Below are 16,974 nucleotides of genomic sequence, written 5' to 3'. Positions count from 1 at the left end.
ATTTTTCAGCAGTCTTTTTTCATGGGCAGGGCGTTTATTTGCAAACTGTTCAAAATTACCACAAAAAATTGCCACGATTGTCTGGCATAATAAGGGTGCACTCAGGGAGAACGGAACGGACATCCCCCATAACCTCCGAAAGGTTCTCCCCGCAAAAGCCCATGCAGGCACATTTTCCTGCGGGTGCGGTCGCAGCAGCGGCGCACAGCAGGCCCATAAAAAACTGTCTCCCGTTTCTATGCGAGGCAATAGCCAGAACGGCGGACAGACTACCAAATCCCTCCTGACCAAGCCGCAATGTTCAGGGGTTCCTATACAGCAGGCAGTGTCGCTTTCCTCCTCCTTTCCACGACACTGCCTGCTTTTTGTTTGCGCATTCTTCCGTGAAATACAGGCAGTCTCAAGGTCGGAATGTTGCCCTGCCGCCCGCTCCCCCGCATACAAAAACCGCCCCGGCTTCCTGTTATGGAAACCGGGGCGGTTCGTTTGCTTTATTTGTGCTTTTTCAAGCGCTCATGATTTTTCTGGATCTTCCGCGTGTAGTATCTGCAAAGGTTTCCTCTTCGCTGAACCGCAGCCAATAGGGATCTTCCGTCAGACAGGCATTGGTACGCTTAACAATTTCCCACGCATTGTAGTCCGGAAGGCCCATCATTTTCAGAATACCCTTGCAGTCCATCCGGTTTTTCGGAAAGATACGCTTCTTGGCCCAAACAACCACATCCACCAATGGAACTTTGCGTTTATCTCCGATGAAAAGATTCAATGGCAGATTATACTGCAGAACGCCCTCATTTGCGCAAAGATACTGTCCATCTTCGCTCAGGTGGGCGATTTCCTTTTTACACTAAAAGCACTCTTGCTCTGCGCTGTACCTCTTTTTCGATCATCTTCAAGCGATTTGGCGGCAGATTATAACGTGTCGCTCTGCGGTCAAAGGTGTAGCGCACAGCGATTTCTCCTTTCATCCATGATCTTTTTCTTTATTATACGGCATCAGAATCCGAATGAAAAGCACCACCGTCATTCCGCACAAAATTCAAGGATAAAATTTTATACCCAGAAATCTGCAAAAATCGGGTTTCTGATGTCATTTTGCCGATCCTCCACGAATTTTGCTACAAACTTGCTACAAACGACTGAAAAGGGGGCCTCCTACACGTTTCATTATCAATATGCAGAAGTGAATTTGTTTCACTTTTGCATATCAAAAAGCACGTAGATACAAGAAAAAGCCGCTTACCTTTTCAGGTAAACGGCCTTACGCTTGGTGGAGCATTGTCCACAGCACTCGAACCCAACACTTCCTCACGGGTGACCGTCTTGGCATCGTCTGTGAAGTTGAAATTGAGCACGACCCGGTCGTCAAAGACGTAGACCGAGTTGACAAAGGTATCAATGATCTGCCGCTGGTGCTCCGTACTGCCCACGTCACCCTTGCGGAATTTTTCAAGCCAGAACCGAATCCACTCACGGGTCAGGACGGGCTTTTTCAGCTCTTCTTCCAGAATACTGGTGTTCAGGGCTTCTTTCCGGGCTTCCAGCTCGTCCAACCGCTGCTTGGTGGTCGGGGTCAGGATGCCCTGTTCAATGGCTTCCAGAAGGTTTGCGAGCCGTTTCTCCGTATCCCGGAGCTGCTCTTTCAGAACAGGCAGGCGGGTGTTCTCCTGCTGCTGGGCTTCCATAATCAAATCTATCAGCCGTTCGATGATTTCATCGCTGAAAATCACCTTGATGGCAGTCTCCACCACGAACCGTTCCAACGGCTCTTTGCGGATGGCTTTCAGATCGCAGTGCGCCTTGCCGTGGCGTTTGGCTTTGCCGCACTTGTAGTAATAGTAGGTGTTTCCCATGTGGCTTGTGCCGCTTTCGCCGCCCATGAGCGTACCGCACTTGCCGCAGAACAGCTTGGTGGTCAGCAGATAGCTCACATCCTCTTTTGCAGGGCGACCGTGGGCGATCTTGTTCTGCTCGAAACGCTGCTGCACCCGGTTGAACAAGTCCTCGTCCACGATGGCGGGAATGCCGCCCGGTGTCACGATGTCTTTATATCGGTATTCACCGATGTAACGGCGGTTCCGGAAAATTTGGAAGAAGCTGTTCTTCACGAACGGCTTCCCGGTGCGGGTGCGCAGCCCTCGCTCATTCAGGGAGGCTGCGATTTTCTCGGCAGGCTCGCCGTTGGCGTACCGGGTGAAGATCTCCTGCACAATGGGAGCCGTCTCCGGGTCGATATGGTACAGTCGGTCCTCCTTGCCAATGGTGAAGCCCAGCGGAACGATACCGCCGTTGTACTTGCACTGGAGGGCGTTTTCGCGCTCACCGCGCGCTACTTTCAGGGCAAGTTCGGCGGAATAATATTCTGCCATGCCGATCAGCATACTCTCCACCATAATGCCTTCAGGTCCCTGCGAAATGGGTTCCATGGCAGACACCAGATGGACACCGTTCTTTTCCAGCTGGTACTTGTAGTTCACGGCATCGAACCGATTCCGGGCAAAGCGGTCGAGCTTCCAGACCAGAACCACATCGAAGATTTTCTTCGCGCTGTCCTTGATCATCCGCTGAAAGTCCGGGCGGTCATCCGTTTTGGCAGAGTAGGCACGGTCAATGTAGGTGCCGACCACAGTGATGCCGTTCTTCTCGGCGTAGTCCTTGCAGTCGCGCAGCTGTCCCTCAATGGACGCTTCACGCTGGCTGTCGGATGAATAGCGGGCGTAGATCACGGCGGTCATGGTTGCACCTCCTTGGCGTGTATTCGACTTGCCTTTATAGTATCGGGTCAAGCGCAGCTTGTCAACAATCTGCGAGCAGATTGAAATGTGAAAATTGCGAAACGCAGCGAAAAAGGTGAGAGCAAGAATCGTCCCGTGGCCACAAATTTTCAATTCTTGAAAATTCTTGCCCCTTTGGGACAGCTTCTTGTTGGGGCGTGCCTGCCCCAAACCCTGCTAGGAACGAGTACAGCAAACTGGAAGTTATAGTGCTATCTTTTTCCATTTTCTAATCTTAGTTCTAAATGTTCCGAACGGAGCAACCGTGTTAACATGTATAAACTTGTATACTTCCCAGACCGCTGTTTTGGTTGCTTCATCGGCCCACTTTCTCATATGTGGCTCGAATAACTCTTCGTCGCTTAATGAGTCAATCATTTCATAAATCGAATTAATATTCTCTCTCAGCATATCTTTCAACTCCTGCAACGACAGATAAGCATATGTATCTGTAAACCATTGATATAATTCGCCAAGCTGATTCCACTTGAAATCATCCGAAGGAGTCTTGACATGAAGACCATTTCTTTCGTCTGATTCCCATTTAAGAACAAGAGTTGTCCAGCCAACCTGGTAAGCAAGATTTTCTGCTGGAGTTCTGTCAACTTCCTCAACTCTCTTATCTTTTAATGATTCCGGAATAATATCAAATTCTGAAATGTACTTTGCAAAACTTTTATTTATCTCGTTCTTAAGTTCATCTTTATTCTCGTATGTTCTCACTAGTCTATCTCCTCAAATTTCGATTTGTTGAACTAAGCCGAGTATATCATACTCTCCAATGAAAGAACACCCCGATATAGTGAAATTTTGCCGTTTTCCTGCGTACGTGTGTACACACTCCACAGGAATTCTAAGGGGCCTGCCCCTTAGCACACGGACTTTGGAACAAAGTCTAGTGTGTTACACATTGTCAGAGGTGTACAGGCTCCCGGTACGCACGTACGCAGCGATTACCCCCAAACGCGCCATATAGGGGGACGATCAAGTTCGCACAAAGCGACCTTGATCCCGCAAAACAAAAGGCAGGATACCATCACCACGATGATACCCTGCCTTTGCTCGTTTACCGTTCCGAGTAGTCCTTCCGCAGAACCTCCGATAAACAAAAAACGTACCCGAACCCTTTCTCGTAAAGAATCGGGTTCGAGTACGAACTGTTTGGTGGAGAATTAGGGACTCGAACCCCAGACCCCCTGCGTGTGATGCAGGTGCTCTAACCAGCTGAGCTAATCCTCCATATTCGCTTGTGTTGTGCGCTCCGAACTGGAACGTGATTATTATAGCACGGCATTTGCCGAAATGCAAGCCCTAATTTAAAATTATTTTACTTTTTTCGAAACACTTTCCTTCCCAGCAAAAACGCCCTGCCGGGCTCCGGGCGTGCAACATTACCGCCGGGCAGCCGCACCGGCTGCGGCCTGCACAAAAAATGTGCGGCAGGCTGTTGCTCTTTGCCTGCAAATCGTGTATACTTGGGGGCAGAAAGCTGCATAAGAGAAATCGAGGGATGAATATGACACTTCGCGGGATCATCACGCTGGTAATATTGGCTGTGCTGTTTGCGCTGGCTGTGGTCTGGATCTCCAGACAGGGCGGCTGGAAGGGTGAGGGCTGCAACGGCAACTGTGCCTCCTGCCACAGCCATTGCGAGGACCCGGACACCAAAAAGAAATAACCCAAAACAGGGCTGCTGCACGAAACACGGTGCAGCAGCCCTAGTTTATGTTTGTACGCCAAAAACGTCTGCGGACATTTCCCCGGGGTACTTTTCACGGTTGTTTGCTCAGAGCGCACCGCGCTGGGCGGCGTAGACCGCGATGGTGCTCAAAAGATCCTGTAATGCCTTCTGGTAGGTGGTGCGGCCGATGTGCAGCTGCTCTAAAATCTCGTCCTCCGGGCGCTGCTCAAAAAAACGCATCCGCAGCAGGTCTGCCCGCATGGGGTCATGCACCTGATAATAGTCGATGCCCTCATCAATGGCGCTTTGCCAGCGGCGGTTTTCCGGCGTGCGCGCCCAGTGGCGCTCGCCATACTTGCGCAGGGCGTTCCGGGTCAGGTCGCGCTGTTCCGGTGTCACTGGCGCTTCCCCCTTTTGGGCAGTTCCAGCGTTGCACTGCGCGAGAACCGGTTCTCGGCATCGAAAAAGCAGGCGTCCCGCTCGGCCATCGTCAGGCCAAGCATGGTGGAAAGCCGCTCGGCTTCGTCCAGCTTGAACTGAGTCTCACCCAGCAGCTTGTGCCGCAGGGTGTTGCTGCTGATGTGCAGCACACTGGCCACATATTGCAGTTTGTAGCCGCTGTCTTGGATGTAGGTGTAGATCAGGTTCGTGTTTGCCATGGCTTCTCTCCTTTTTGTAGTTCACCGCGTTTGCAACAATCATTGGTTGTATTATACTCCGTTGTTGATTTGCTGTCAACCTACAATTTCCAAAACGCTCCGTAATTGTTGATTTTCAGGAAATTTTCTGTTATACTCAAAGCAGAAAACCGCGTCCTACACCACAACCCATAGTTTTCAGGAGAACTGTCATGTCCGATCTATCTACCCGTGTCCGGCTGCGCCGGGAGCAGCTTGGCCTTTCGCAGCAGGAGCTTGCCCGGCGCATGGGCTACCGCTCCCGTTCTTCCATCACCAAGCTGGAAAAAGGCATCAACGATCTGCCCCAGTCCAAGGTGGAGGAGCTGGCGCAGGCGCTGGAGACCACCCCCGCCGCCCTGCTGGGGCTGGACGCGCCCTGCGCCTGCCCCCTGGGCTTTGAGCCGTTGCCTGCCATGGTGCAGGTGCCGCTGATCGGCTCCATTGCCTGCGGCACCCCCATCACCGCCGAGCAGAACATTGAATGCTATATCGGGGTGCCCGCCGCGTGGCACGCAGATTTTGCCCTGACCTGCCACGGCGACAGCATGTCGCCCACAATATGCAACGGAGACATCGTTTGTATCCGCTGCCAGCCCGAGGTGGAGCAGGGCGAGATCGCCGCCGTGCGGGTGGGCGAGGAAGCCACCCTCAAGCACTTCCACCGGCAAGGCGATGCCGTGATGCTGCTGGCGGATAACGCCGCCGTCTGCCCGCCCATGTTCTACGCCGGCGAGCAGCTTTCGGAGCTGCACATTGAGGGCAAAGCCGTGGGGCTTTGCCGCGGTCTATAAGATAAGGAAAGAAAGGAGCAGCCTGTGTTCGGCAAAAAGAAAGTATCCTCCTACGACCCCGCCGCCCAGAAGCCGGTGCTGCGGTGCAGCATCTGCACCGGGGAGCAGGTGGCCGGATTTCAGGATCTGCACACCGGCCATTTTACCGAGGTACAGCTGATCCGCAGCCCGCAGGAATTGCAGGCCTTCCGCAGCCGATACGGCATCCCCGCCGACTGCCCCATTGAAAAGATCTATTGAGCAAGGAGTTCATCATGCAGCAGGCACCCGAAGCCATGACCCTGAAGGTCATTGCCCATATCCATACCGCCTTTCCCACCAAGTTCGGCATCCCGCGCCAGAGCGGGCTGGTGGAAGAGCTGCGGGGCGAGATCATCTTTACCCCGGAATACCGCAATCCCGACGCCCTGCGCGGGTTGGAGGATTTCAGCCACATCTGGCTGGTGTGGCAGTTTTCCGGTGCAGTGCGAGAAAGTTGGTCTCCCACCGTGCGCCCGCCGCGCCTTGGCGGCAACACCCGGGTGGGCGTTTTCGCCACCCGGTCGCCCTTCCGGCCGAACCCGTTGGGACTTTCCAGCGTTAAGCTGGAAGCCATTGAGCAGCGCCCGGATGTGGGACCGGTGCTCATCGTGCGCGGTGCCGACCTGATGGACGGCACCCCCATCTACGATATCAAGCCCTACATCCCCTACGCAGACTGTCACCCGGACGCCGCCGAGGGCTTTACCGGGCAGACCCGCACCCACCATCTGGAGGTGTCCTGCCCGGAGGCGCTGTGGCAGACCGTACCGGAGGCCGACCGTGCCGCTTTGCAGGGCGTGCTTGCCAGTGACCCCCGCCCCTCCTACCAGCACGACCCGCAGCGGGTGTACGGCATGGAGTTTGCCGGGCTGGAGGTGCATTTTACCGTGGACGGTGCTCAGCTCACCGTGCGGGACATTACCCTGTTATAAAAGGAGCCGTTCATGGAACTGCGGACTGTCAACACCTTTCTGCACATCGCCGAGCTGCACAGCTTTTCCCGCACCGCGCGACAGCTGGGCTACTCGCAGTCGGCGGTGTCCTCCCAAATCGCACAGTTGGAAGCCGAACTGGGCACCCCGCTGTTTGACCGCGTGGGCAAGACGGTGCGTCTGACCGATGCCGGGCAGACCTTTTTAGGCTACGCCCGCACCCTGCTGGAAACTGCCCAGCAGGCACAGGCTGCCTTGCAGCCCGCCCAGCAGGTGCGGGGCAGCCTGCGCATCGCGCTGGCAGATTCCGTGTGCAGCACCTTTTTGCCCGGACTGTTGCAGCGCTACCATGCCCGCTGCCCGCAGGTGGAGCTGGTGCTGCACACCGCCTCCACGGACGAGATGCTGCAACTGCTGAGCACCAATCAGGTAGACCTTGTCTACACGCTGGACCAGCCCCTTTTGCAGCCTGCGCTGGTGCTGGCTGCGGACGTGCCGGAGCCTGTGTGCTTTATTGCGCCGCTGCAGCATCCGCTGGCGCAGGAAAGCGTGCTCCCGCTGGATATTCTGCCCCGGCAGGAGTTTCTGCTCACCGAGCGGGGCATGAGCTACCGGGACGCGCTGGACCAGTGCATGGCGGCGCACGGTCTTGCCATCCATCCCTATCTGGAGCTGGGCAGCGCTGCGCTGCTGTGCCAGATGGTAGAACAGGGCATGGGGCTTTCCTTTTTGCCGGAGTACATCGTGCGCAGTGCGCTGGCCGAGGGGCGTCTGGCGCGGCTGAACGTACCGGACTGCACCGTCATGATGCACCGGCAGCTGTTCTACCACCGCGATAAATGGGTGACCCCCCAGATGAACGTATTCATTGAGCTGGTGCGGCAGGGCGCACAGACAAAATGATTTAGAATGCCCGCCGCGCTGCTTTGGGCATATTCAGCGGAAGAAATATTTTTATTTCGGGGTTCAGAAACGCCTGCGGGCGTTTCTGAACCCCATTTTCACGAGAGGGGCAACCCTCTCAGTCACGCCTTACGGTGTGCCAGCTCCCCCGAAGGGGGAGCCAAGGTCTAAGGCTTATTGCTGAAGGTTTAAAGTACAATGAGAAAGTTTCCCGCAGTGCTCTTGCCTCTCCCTTTGGGAGAGGTGTCACCGCAGGTGACGGAGAGGGCGCACGCCGTTGCCCTTGTTGTTAAAGCACTAAGTGCAATAAGAAACCTTCCCGCCATGCTAAAAGCTCCCCCTTTCGGGGGAGCTGACATCGCGCAGCGATGACTGAGAGGGTTTTCCAAAACGAAAAACCGCCGAAGGTTTCCCTTCGGCGGTTTTTCGTATGATAGGAGGATCAAAAATGATCTTTGCTAAGTCTTAGTTCAGGATGGTCTGCTCGGTCTCGATGTCGAACAGGTGCACCTTATGGGGATCGAATGCAACGCGGACGGTGTCTCCGTTGCGAGCCTTGGAGGTGGGAGCAACGCGGGCGGTCATCTTGTTGCCCTTGTACTCCAGGTACAGGTAGATCTCAGCGCCCATCATTTCGGAAACATCGACCTTAGCATCCAGCTGGCAGTCGGTGTGCTTTGCCATAAACTCGGGCTCGTCGTCGATATCCTCGGGACGGATGCCCATCTTGATCTTCTTGCCAACATAGGAATCCAGCTTGCCGTCGGCGGTCTTCTCCTTGGGCAGGGGAATCACGTCGCCGCCCAAGTCAACACCGTACAACTCGCCCTTCTTGATCAGGGTGCCGTCCAGGAAGTTCATCTGGGGGCTGCCGATGAAGCCTGCAACGAACATATTGCAGGGCATATCGTACAGGTTCTGCGGGGTATCGACCTGCTGGATGATGCCGTCCTTCATAACCACGATACGGTCGCCCATGGTCATAGCCTCGGTCTGGTCGTGGGTAACGTAGATGAAGGTGGTAGCCAGCTTCTTGTGCAGCTTGATGATCTCGGTGCGCATGGAGGTACGCAGCTTAGCATCCAGGTTGGACAGGGGCTCGTCCAGCAGGAAGACTGCCGGGTTACGAACCATTGCACGGCCCAGAGCAACACGCTGACGCTGACCACCGGACAGAGCCTTAGGCTTGCGGTCCAGCAGGTGCTCGATCTCCAGAATCTTAGCAGCCTCGTGCACGCGCTTGTCGATCTCGTCCTTCGGGGTCTTGCGCAGTTCCAGACCGAAAGCGATGTTCTTGTAAACGGTCATGTGGGGGTACAGAGCGTAGCTCTGGAACACCATGGCGATATCACGATCCTTCGGGGGAACGTCGTTGATCAGACGGCCGCCGATGTACATCTCGCCCTTGGAGATCTCCTCCAGACCGGCGATCATACGCAGGGTGGTGGACTTGCCGCAGCCAGAGGGGCCGACGAAGATGATGAACTCCTTATCCTGGATCTCCAGGTTGAAGTCGGTAACGGACGGGGCAGTTGCGCCCGGATAGATCTTGTAGATGTGCTGGCAGCTAATGGAAGCCATAATCGTTATCCTCCGTAAAATATTTGATGTTTCACGCCCTTGACGGCGTGTTGTTTCGTTGGTACTATAATAGCAGATAATTTTGTGATATAAAATAGCATTTTATTGATTAGAGGTGTCAGATATTGCTGTTTGACTGGAACACCATCGCCGCACCAGCTGCGCTGCTGGATGTGCAGCTTTCCGCGCCCCGCACCCTGACCGGCGAGGGGCTGTGGGTCTGCCTTGTTTCCAGCGGCAGATGCACCGCCTCCCTGCCCGGGGCGTCTGCCGCACCCGCCGGCTCTGTGCTGGTGCTGCCGCCGCAGTCCGCTGCGGCAGGACACCTGATCTTAAGCCGTGCCCCGCTCACCCTGACCCCGGAGGACAACTGCCACCTGTTGTGCGTTCAGCTGACCGGGCAGGCCAGCGCGCAGTTCTTAAACGGTCTGCGGGAGCTGCCCTACCTTGCCAAGGGCGAGACCTGCCCTGCCGCCGCCGAGCTGATGGGGCGGCTTGCAGAGGAAAAGCCCACCCACAGCCGTGCCTGCAGCCAGCTGGCCTTTGCCCTGCTGTGCGAGTTGGCGGGTGCCGACAGCGCCGCGCCCGCCCTGCCGCCGCTGGTGCAGGCCGCCATTGAGGATATCCGCGCCAACTATGCCGGGCTGTACGGCGTAGAGGAACTCAGCGAGCGGCTGGGCGTCTCCAAAAGCCATCTGGTGCGCACCTTTACCGCCGCCGTGGGCGTGCCGCCGGGCAAGTACCTGACCACCGTGCGCATCGAGGCCGCGCAGCGGCTGCTGCTGCACCGGGAGTACACATTGGACGTGGTGGCCAGCCTATGCGGCTTTTCCGGGGCGAACTACCTATGCCGGGTATTCAAAAAAGAAACCGGCCAGTCCCCTGCACAATGGCGGGCACTGACCGGTCGCGCCGCACAGGCCGGGCTTACGCCCGAGGAGACCATGCGGGAACAGGAGATGTATATTTAAGCCGTCTCGGCCTTTTTTCTGCGCAGCAGAAACAGGGTCAGCAGCGCGGTGAGCAGTTCCGAGGCCGGGAAGGCCGCCCATACGCCCGGCATCCCGAACACTGCGCTGAGCACCAGCGAGCAGACCACAATGGCTACCATTCCCCGGCAGATGGAGGTAACGGAAGCCTCCGCCGGGCGGTTCACGGCGCTCAGATAGCCCGCCGCCATGATGTTGAAGCCCGCAAAGAAGTAGCCCACAAAGTACATCCGCATCCCGGTGTGGGCGTACTGCGCCATCTGCACCGAGTTTTCGCTGTTGAACCAGCTTACAAAGGTATCGGTCAGGCCGAACACTGCGGCGTACAGCACCGCAGCCAGCACCAGCACGGTGCCGCTGCCCAGCAGCAGCAGCTTCCGCGCCCCGGCGCGGTCGTTCTGGCCGTAGCAGCAGCTCACCAGCGGCTGTGCGCCCTGCGCCACGCCGTTGAAGATGGCCGTAGCCACCAGTGCAAAGTTTGCCACCACGCCGTAGGCTGCTACGCCCACGTTGCCCGCCAGACCCAGCAGCAGAAAGTTGAACACCGTGGTGGTCACGCCGGAGGAAAGCTCGCCCACAAAGCCGGAGACGCCCAGCTGACAGCTCTGTCCCAGCAGCCTTGCCGAGGGCATCTGCCGCACGAATTGCAGGGTGTTTTCCTTTTTAAGGAAATGGCGGCTGCAAATGGCAATGCTGATAATGGGCGAGACCGCCGTTGCCAGCGCCGCACCGGCCAGCCCCAGACCCATGGGGAACATGAAGATATAGTCGAACACCACGTTGAACAGACTGCCGCTCAAGGTCGCCACCATGGCAAGGGAGGGGTCGCCGTCGTTGCGGACAAAGGCCGACACGATGTAGTTGCACATAAAAAACGGGGTGAACAGCAGAAAAATGCGGGCGTAGGGGATGCCCAGCGCCACGATGCCGACATCACCGCCCATGAGCCGCAGCAGCGCCCCGGGCGCAAAGACACCCGCCAGCATCCACGGGATAGACGCCAGTACGGCGCACAGGATGGCGTTGGAGAAATACCGCTGCCCCCGGGCATCGTTCTGTGCCTTGGCAATGGCGTAGCGGGTGGCCGAGCCCAGCGCGATCATGGAGCCAATGGCAAAAATAAAGTTATAAATGGGCAGGCAGAGGTTGAGCAGGGTAACGCCGTCTGTACCGGCGGCCTGTGCAATAAAATAGGTGTCGGCCAGAATATAGCACGAAGTACCCAGCAAGCCGAAAATATTCTGCGAGACATATTTAAAGAACTGTTTTGTCAGATCCATACACTTTTCCCTTTTTTCCCTGTTTTTGCATACGTCTGGAAATTGTAGCATATCTGCCGCTGCAAGTCAACCGCAAAACCCGCCCATTACCGTATAAAAGAAGCAGTTGCGCACAGCGCCCTGCGGGTGTATACTGAACACTGCCGCACCTTGCGGCACACCTGTATGCAGAAAGGAAGAAGCCCTATGTCCGACAGGATCTTATTTTCCATCGGCGAAGCGCTGATCGATATGATCCCCTCCCGGGTGGGGTGCAGCTTTGACGAAGTACCCGCCTTCAGCCCCCGGGTGGGCGGTGCTCCGGCCAATGTCTGCGCCGCCGTTGCCCGGCTGGGCGGGCGCAGTGCGCTGCTGAGTCAGCTGGGCGACGACCCCTTTGGCCACAAAATTGCCCGGGTGCTTGCCGCCTGCGGCGTGGAACTTTCCCATCTGGAATTTACCGGCAAAGCCAGCACCGCGCTGGTCTTCGTCAGCTTAGCGGAAAACGGCGAGCGCACCTTCAGCTTCTGCCGCAAGCCCTCCGCAGACCTGCTGTACGCCCCGGAGCAGATCGACCCGGGCTGGTTTTCGCAGGCATTTGCCCTGCATTTTTGCAGCGTCTCGCTGGTGGACAGTCCCATGCGCTACGCCCATCTGGCTGCCATCACTGCCGCGCGGGAGGCGGGAGCCATCCTCAGCTTTGACCCCAATCTCCGCTTTCCCCTCTGGCCGGACCGGGAGCAGCTGCGCCAGACCGTGTGGCAGTTTTTCCCCTTGACCCATATCCTGAAGCTTTCGGACGAGGAGTTGCCCTTCCTTACCGGCACCGAGGATATTGAAGCCGCGCTGCCCCGGCTGTTTACCGGCGATGTGCAGCTGGTGCTGTACACCTGCGGCAGCAAGGGTGCCCGCGCCTACACCCGCACCGTCAGTGCCCGCGCCCGCTGCCCCAAGGTGACGGCGGTGGACACCACCGGCGCGGGGGACGGCTTTATCGGCTCGTTCCTGTGGCAGCTGCAGCGGGACGGCGTGACCACCGCCGAACTGCCAAAGCTTTCCCGCAAACGCCTGACCGAATATCTGACCTTTTCCAACCGCTTCTGTGCTATCAGCGTGCAGCACCACGGCGCCATCGACAGCTACCCCACCTTGGAGCAGATGGAGCAGCCGGAGGCCGATTTGCCCCTGCCATAAAGGCAAATTTACAGCACATTTTGTATTTTTTAACATTTATATGCTATATTGTATAAAAAGTTCGCTCTTTCACCACCCAAAAGGAGGAACCCATGCCCTTTGAGTTTGCTTTTCTGGACTGGCTGTACCAGTTCCGCAACCCGGTAATGAACGCAATTTCCATCTTTTTTGATTACGCCGGGGCTCACGGCGAGATCTGGATCGCCTTCACCCTGCTGCTTTTGCTCTTCCGACGCACCCGCAAAGCGGGCTTTGCCATGGCGGTGGCGCTGGTGCTGTACATGGCGGCGGGGCACTTCTTCCTCAAGCCGCTGTTCGCCCGCCCCCGCCCCTGCGATCTCAACACTTCCATCACCATGCTGGTGGCGCGTCCGCACGGGCACTCCTTCCCCTCCGGGCACACCGCCTCCGGGGTGGCGGCAGCCTACGCGCTCTGGCTGCAAAACCGGAAGCTGGGCGCGCCCGCGCTGGTGCTGGCAGCCTTTATCGCCTTTACCCGGCTGTACCTCTATGTGCACTTCCCCACCGATGTCCTCGGCGGCGCAGTGCTGGGCATCGCGCTGGGCACTGTGGCCTCCGCATTTGCAAACTATATGGCAAATTGCAAAAAGAAACAACAAATTGTATAAGAAAAGGTCGCTGCATCCATTTGTGCAGCGACCTTTTTGCTCTATTATTCTGTCGGGAGCTGTACCTTCCGGTTCTGTGCCGGGTCCCAGCACACCAGCTCCAGCCGGCTGCCCGCAGGCAGGGCGGCGTCCGGCTTTGCCGCCTGCCAGCAGCGCTTGAGCACCGCAGCGGCTCCGGCGTCCTCTACGCCGGGCAGCTCGGTGCACAGCACCGTGCCCTGCCAGCCGTTCTCCGTGTACAGGCTCAGTGCGCCCGCCTTGCCGTCCAGAATGGCGGTAATGTCCTGCTGCAGCTGCGCGTAGCCCTCGGCGGTGGCGGCGTACTCGCCGTGCCACTTTTCAAAAAACACCGAGAACTCCCCGCACAGCTCAATGAGCAGATCCTCTGTGCCAGTAGGGCTTTGCACCACCAGCGCCAGATCCTGCTCTTCCATGTAGTCAAAGTCCGGGTCGTCCCATGTGTGCACGGTGACCTTCTGCCGGCTGAGCAGCATCAGCAGCTCCCCCTGCTTTTCAGCGGTGTCAAAATCGCCCTGCGGGCTGTTCCAATCTGTGTTCATCGGTGTTCCTCCGTTTTTCTGTTGTACGGGCGGGGTTTCCCCGCTGTATGATCTGTTCAATCCTTCTCCTCGCTGCCATCTGCGGGCTTTTCCGCTGCGGCGCGGGCCTTCTGTTCCTTTTTAGCGCAGTAGAGCGCGCGGTCGGCGCGGTCCTTCACTGCGACCACGTCCTCCCCGGAAAAGGCGGCAGAGCCAAGGGAGACCGTCGGCAAAATGGTAAGCGTCTTGCGCCGTTCCGCCAGCAGAGATTGCAGCGTTGCTGCGCAGCGGGCTTCGCTTGCCTCGTCCTTCAGCAGCACGCAAAATTCATCGCCGCCGATACGGTAGCAGTAGCCGCAGCGGGCGTAGGCTTTTTTGATGCAGTCCGCGATCTCGGCAAGGCAGACGTCCCCCTGTAAATGGCCGTAGCGGTCGTTGATCTGCTTGAAGTCATCCACATCGAACACCACCAGCACCCCGCCGCTGCGGCGCATCTCGGCGGTGCGGTTCAGGTAGCTATTCTGGTCCAAAAGCCCGGTCAGCGCGTCCAGCTGGTTCCACATCTCGCTGCAATAAATATAGTATAGCACCGACAGCAGGGTGACGCACAGCCATGTGACGTGCAGCGCCGGCAGCGCGATCTGAATCACGGTCTCCGCGCCCAGAAACAGGGTCAGCGGGTAGATCAGCGTGCGGCTGCGGTTCTGAAAGACCGCCGCCGTGCGCACCGTAGCCACCATAAGGTACAGCATGGAGGCATAATACATGATGACATAAATGAAAAAGTACCCACCCCGGGCATAGAGGTTTTCCGCACTCACCGAGAACACCGGCCCATAGGGCAGCGTTGCCGCCAGAAAAAGCAGATACGCGCCCTCGCAGCACACCGCCGCCTTGAACCCGCGCCGGATGATGGTTTTTTTGTCCAGCACATACACAAGGCACAGCGCCACCGCTGGTGTCAGCCCGAAGCCCAGATAGTTGGACAAAATATTCAGCCAGCGGTAGCCCGGCGGTGTGCCGTCCACCACGATGGTGATGACTTCCAGCACCGAGATCGCCGCGATCAGCGCAAAAGCCAGAAAGAACCCGCGCTTCTGCTTTTTATTCAAAGATTCGCTCAGCCTTGTAAGAAGGCACATAAAGCCAAGCACGAAAAGATCAATAGTCGTTAAAATAAAAAAATAGCTATCCATTGCAAATTATCTCACTCTGCGCGCTGATGCCTTTGATAAGGCGCAGACAACTTCGATATGTGTCGTCGCTAGAATCGGAACACATGGATTCAGCCTCGTTAGAAGCATGGGAACACAAAACAGCAGGGGAGTGGTTCTCCTTGCTATTCTTGCGAAGCGGCTTGAAATTCTTGCCGTCCACACTGTTTTTGAACCCGGTCTTGTAAACAAAGACAATCATGTAGGGGTCTTTGTTCCCATTACTATCATAACCGCCCACGATTACTTTTTCAACTATACTTTCAAAAATATGTCGGTCAAAGGTGTCCAGAACCTCGTTCTGTTCAAGGGTTTGCCGGAACGTGGCAACACGCTTGCGCATTGTAGATTCGGTTTCGGCTGCATCTTGCAGGCTTTCACACTCTTTCTGCAACTGCTCAATCTGGCTGGACAGGTCTAAATACTTTCGGTCGTAGGTCTCCTTGTCAATGGTATCTTCAAGACGCATATCAACCAGCTTGTTTTTCTTGACTTCCAGAGCGTGAATGTCCTTTTCAGCTTTTGCAAGACGCTTGCCCGCGTTGCTTTCGGAAAGGGCTTCTTCCGTCCGTTTCATAAACTCGTCCAGAACATCCTTGTTGTTCTGGCACAAGAGGCGATAGGATTCTACAAAAGCCCGTTCAATCGTTCTTTCGTCAACACCCTTGCTCTCCGGGCAGAACTTTTTTCCTTTTTTGGTGGAAACGACACATTGCCAGATTGCTTTATTATATTGTGAACTGCTATGCCAACTCCTCCTTGTCAGGGTGCCACCACAGAAACCACATTCTATCATGCAACTAAAAGCGTATTTCCGGCTGAACTTTTCACGTTTGCCGTCTACATTAAGGCTGCGGGGCTTTGCACGCCGCCGCAAAATTTCTTGGGCGGCTTCAAAGACTTCTTCCGAAATAATGGGCTCGTGGTGCTCACGAATATAAAATTGATCTTCCTCGCCGAAGTTGTACAGACGCCGTTTTGAAATAGGGTCAACGGTGAATGTCTTTCCTAACAAAATGTCGCCTTTGTATTTTTCGTTTTTGATAATGCCGATTACGGTACTGTCCGCCCATTTGGGACTGCCGCGTTTGGTTTTATAACCTAAGTTTTCAAGTTCTTTGGCAATAACCGAACCACCGGCACCCTCCGTGTATCGCTGAAAAATGTAACGGACAACAGCCGCTTCTTCTTCGTTGACGGTGAGGGTTTTGTCCTCTGGATTGTAGTCATAGCCTAAACAGCCCTGAAAACCGACCAGCTCACCGCGCTGCATTTTCATCTTCAAGCCCTTTTTGACATTCGCAGAAATATTTTCGACTTCCTGCTGTGCAACAGAACTTAAAATCACAAGGAGCAGTTCGCCGTCCATAGTAAGGGTGTTGATGTTTTCTTCTTCAAAAAACACAGCCACACCTTTATCTTTGAGCATCCGAACATATTTCAGAGTGTCAAGCGTGTTTCGTGCAAACCGCGAAATGGATTTGGTAATCACCATGTCCACGTCACCGTTCATACAGTCGTTGATTAACCGCTGGAAATCCTCGCGCTTTTTCACCTGCGTACCTGTGATAGCTTCATCAGCATAGATGCCTGCCAAAGACCATTCCGGCTTACTTTTTATAAGTTCGGTATAGTATTCGACCTGCGACTTGTAGCTGTTCAGCTGATCTTCGGTATCGGTGCTGACACGACAATAGGCGGCTACGCGCAGCCTTTTTTCAAAGTTTGTGCGCGCTCGTGGAGAGAGCGTGTTTCGCGCTTTAATGACTTCAACATCTTTCATGCTT

18 protein-coding genes and 1 tRNA gene are annotated in these 16,974 nt (G+C 55.9%); 8 read left to right on the top strand and 11 right to left on the bottom strand.

What is annotated here, in order from left to right:
- Positions 1-505: 505 nt before the first annotated feature.
- From DXB44_RS11025 to DXB44_RS11010, 4 genes are all read right to left on the bottom strand, one after another.
- Complete coding sequence (locus DXB44_RS11025) at positions 506-766, bottom strand: hypothetical protein (RefSeq protein WP_147366452.1); 261 nt, start codon at positions 764-766, stop codon at positions 506-508.
- 481 nt (positions 767-1,247) lie between these two features.
- Entirely contained in the window at positions 1,248-2,735 is a 1,488-nt protein-coding gene (locus DXB44_RS11020) for a recombinase family protein (RefSeq protein ID WP_118658751.1), read from the bottom strand.
- 243 nt (positions 2,736-2,978) lie between these two features.
- The gene (locus tag DXB44_RS11015) at positions 2,979-3,497 is read right to left on the bottom strand and encodes a ClbS/DfsB family four-helix bundle protein (protein ID WP_110104029.1); all 519 of its coding nucleotides are present in this window, start codon (positions 3,495-3,497) and stop codon (positions 2,979-2,981) included.
- Between the two features lie 439 nt (positions 3,498-3,936).
- A tRNA-Val gene (locus DXB44_RS11010) sits at positions 3,937-4,013 on the bottom strand.
- 271 nt (positions 4,014-4,284) lie between these two features.
- On the opposite strand from DXB44_RS11010, the gene DXB44_RS11005 reads away from it, so the two are divergent.
- Positions 4,285-4,452, top strand: a complete 168-nt coding sequence (locus tag DXB44_RS11005; protein WP_005923123.1) for a FeoB-associated Cys-rich membrane protein — start codon at positions 4,285-4,287, stop codon at positions 4,450-4,452.
- Between the two features lie 108 nt (positions 4,453-4,560).
- On the opposite strand, the gene DXB44_RS11000 is transcribed toward DXB44_RS11005, so the two are convergent.
- Both DXB44_RS11000 and DXB44_RS10995 read right to left on the bottom strand, forming a co-directional pair.
- Positions 4,561-4,854 (bottom strand): hypothetical protein, encoded by a 294-nt coding sequence (locus DXB44_RS11000; RefSeq protein ID WP_118658750.1) that lies wholly within the window; start codon positions 4,852-4,854, stop codon positions 4,561-4,563.
- Positions 4,851-5,114: a hypothetical protein gene (locus tag DXB44_RS10995; RefSeq protein ID WP_015536590.1), complete on the bottom strand. Its 264-nt coding sequence runs from the start codon at positions 5,112-5,114 to the stop codon at positions 4,851-4,853. The genes DXB44_RS11000 and DXB44_RS10995 overlap by 4 nt, the downstream gene beginning before the upstream one ends.
- Positions 5,115-5,305: 191 nt before the next feature.
- Here DXB44_RS10995 and DXB44_RS10990 point away from each other — a divergent pair, with 191 nt between their 5' ends.
- From DXB44_RS10990 to DXB44_RS10975, 4 genes are read left to right on the top strand one after another with little or no spacing between them, the layout of a single operon-like run.
- Positions 5,306-5,926: a S24 family peptidase gene (locus tag DXB44_RS10990; RefSeq protein ID WP_055186264.1), complete on the top strand. Its 621-nt coding sequence runs from the start codon at positions 5,306-5,308 to the stop codon at positions 5,924-5,926.
- Between the two features lie 24 nt (positions 5,927-5,950).
- Complete coding sequence (locus DXB44_RS10985; RefSeq protein WP_055186263.1) at positions 5,951-6,166, top strand: hypothetical protein; 216 nt, start codon at positions 5,951-5,953, stop codon at positions 6,164-6,166.
- A 14-nt stretch (positions 6,167-6,180) separates the two neighbouring features.
- The gene (gene tsaA, locus DXB44_RS10980; protein ID WP_112090831.1) at positions 6,181-6,879 is read left to right on the top strand and encodes a tRNA (N6-threonylcarbamoyladenosine(37)-N6)-methyltransferase TrmO; all 699 of its coding nucleotides are present in this window, start codon (positions 6,181-6,183) and stop codon (positions 6,877-6,879) included.
- 12 nt (positions 6,880-6,891) lie between these two features.
- Entirely contained in the window at positions 6,892-7,782 is an 891-nt protein-coding gene (locus DXB44_RS10975; RefSeq protein ID WP_118658749.1) for a LysR family transcriptional regulator, read from the top strand.
- Positions 7,783-8,247: 465 nt separating this feature from the next.
- Here DXB44_RS10975 and ugpC read toward each other — a convergent pair whose 3' ends face one another.
- Complete coding sequence (gene ugpC / locus DXB44_RS10970) at positions 8,248-9,363, bottom strand: sn-glycerol-3-phosphate ABC transporter ATP-binding protein UgpC (RefSeq protein ID WP_055186260.1); 1,116 nt, start codon at positions 9,361-9,363, stop codon at positions 8,248-8,250.
- Between the two features lie 125 nt (positions 9,364-9,488).
- Here ugpC and DXB44_RS10965 point away from each other — a divergent pair, with 125 nt between their 5' ends.
- Positions 9,489-10,334 (top strand): AraC family transcriptional regulator, encoded by an 846-nt coding sequence (locus tag DXB44_RS10965; protein ID WP_118658748.1) that lies wholly within the window; start codon positions 9,489-9,491, stop codon positions 10,332-10,334.
- Here the strand turns inward: DXB44_RS10965 and DXB44_RS10960 are convergent.
- Positions 10,331-11,632: an MATE family efflux transporter gene (locus DXB44_RS10960; RefSeq protein ID WP_118658747.1), complete on the bottom strand. Its 1,302-nt coding sequence runs from the start codon at positions 11,630-11,632 to the stop codon at positions 10,331-10,333. The two genes, DXB44_RS10965 and DXB44_RS10960, sit on opposite strands and share 4 nt — an antisense overlap.
- A gap of 186 nt (positions 11,633-11,818) precedes the next feature.
- Between DXB44_RS10960 and DXB44_RS10955 the strand changes: the two genes are divergently transcribed.
- The gene (locus tag DXB44_RS10955; protein ID WP_118658746.1) at positions 11,819-12,805 is read left to right on the top strand and encodes a carbohydrate kinase; all 987 of its coding nucleotides are present in this window, start codon (positions 11,819-11,821) and stop codon (positions 12,803-12,805) included.
- 92 nt (positions 12,806-12,897) lie between these two features.
- Positions 12,898-13,434: a phosphatase PAP2 family protein gene (locus DXB44_RS10950; protein WP_118658745.1), complete on the top strand. Its 537-nt coding sequence runs from the start codon at positions 12,898-12,900 to the stop codon at positions 13,432-13,434.
- Positions 13,435-13,478: 44 nt separating this feature from the next.
- Here the strand turns inward: DXB44_RS10950 and DXB44_RS10945 are convergent, their stop codons facing one another.
- The 3 genes from DXB44_RS10945 to DXB44_RS10935 all read right to left on the bottom strand — a co-directional run bounded on the left by DXB44_RS10945 (position 13,479) and on the right by DXB44_RS10935 (position 16,970).
- Positions 13,479-13,994, bottom strand: coding sequence for a hypothetical protein (locus DXB44_RS10945; RefSeq protein WP_118658744.1), 516 nt, complete (start codon positions 13,992-13,994; stop codon positions 13,479-13,481).
- Positions 13,995-14,050: 56 nt separating this feature from the next.
- Positions 14,051-15,085 carry a GGDEF domain-containing protein gene (locus DXB44_RS10940; RefSeq protein WP_243111128.1) on the bottom strand — a complete coding sequence of 345 codons (1,035 nt, stop codon included), beginning with the start codon at positions 15,083-15,085 and terminating at the stop codon, positions 14,051-14,053.
- 76 nt (positions 15,086-15,161) lie between these two features.
- A complete protein-coding gene (locus tag DXB44_RS10935) occupies positions 15,162-16,970 on the bottom strand; it encodes a recombinase family protein (protein ID WP_118658742.1) in 1,809 nt (602 codons plus the stop codon).
- Positions 16,971-16,974: the final 4 nt, after the last annotated feature.

Source organism: Faecalibacterium sp. OM04-11BH, assembly GCF_003482185.1.
GTDB classification, from domain to species: domain Bacteria; phylum Bacillota; class Clostridia; order Oscillospirales; family Ruminococcaceae; genus Faecalibacterium; species Faecalibacterium tardum.
The sequence above is the reverse complement of the archived record's forward strand: the minus strand, read 5'-3'. Positions and strand labels throughout refer to the sequence as shown.

Excerpts from the sequence above, each read along its gene's own strand:
- DXB44_RS11005 (WP_005923123.1), top strand. The coding sequence starts at position 4,285 with ATGAATATGACACTTCGCGGGATCATCACGCTGGTAATATTGGCTGTG.
- DXB44_RS10995 (WP_015536590.1), bottom strand. The coding sequence starts at position 5,114 with ATGGCAAACACGAACCTGATCTACACCTACATCCAAGACAGCGGCTAC.
- DXB44_RS10960 (WP_118658747.1), bottom strand. The coding sequence starts at position 11,632 with ATGGATCTGACAAAACAGTTCTTTAAATATGTCTCGCAGAATATTTTC.
- DXB44_RS10945 (WP_118658744.1), bottom strand. The coding sequence starts at position 13,994 with ATGAACACAGATTGGAACAGCCCGCAGGGCGATTTTGACACCGCTGAA.
- DXB44_RS10935 (WP_118658742.1), bottom strand. The coding sequence starts at position 16,970 with ATGAAAGATGTTGAAGTCATTAAAGCGCGAAACACGCTCTCTCCACGA.
- DXB44_RS10990 (WP_055186264.1), top strand. The coding sequence starts at position 5,306 with ATGTCCGATCTATCTACCCGTGTCCGGCTGCGCCGGGAGCAGCTTGGC.
- DXB44_RS11020 (WP_118658751.1), bottom strand. The coding sequence starts at position 2,735 with ATGACCGCCGTGATCTACGCCCGCTATTCATCCGACAGCCAGCGTGAA.
- DXB44_RS10955 (WP_118658746.1), top strand. The coding sequence starts at position 11,819 with ATGTCCGACAGGATCTTATTTTCCATCGGCGAAGCGCTGATCGATATG.
- DXB44_RS10975 (WP_118658749.1), top strand. The coding sequence starts at position 6,892 with ATGGAACTGCGGACTGTCAACACCTTTCTGCACATCGCCGAGCTGCAC.
- ugpC (WP_055186260.1), bottom strand. The coding sequence starts at position 9,363 with ATGGCTTCCATTAGCTGCCAGCACATCTACAAGATCTATCCGGGCGCA.
- tsaA (WP_112090831.1), top strand. The coding sequence starts at position 6,181 with ATGCAGCAGGCACCCGAAGCCATGACCCTGAAGGTCATTGCCCATATC.
- DXB44_RS10950 (WP_118658745.1), top strand. The coding sequence starts at position 12,898 with ATGCCCTTTGAGTTTGCTTTTCTGGACTGGCTGTACCAGTTCCGCAAC.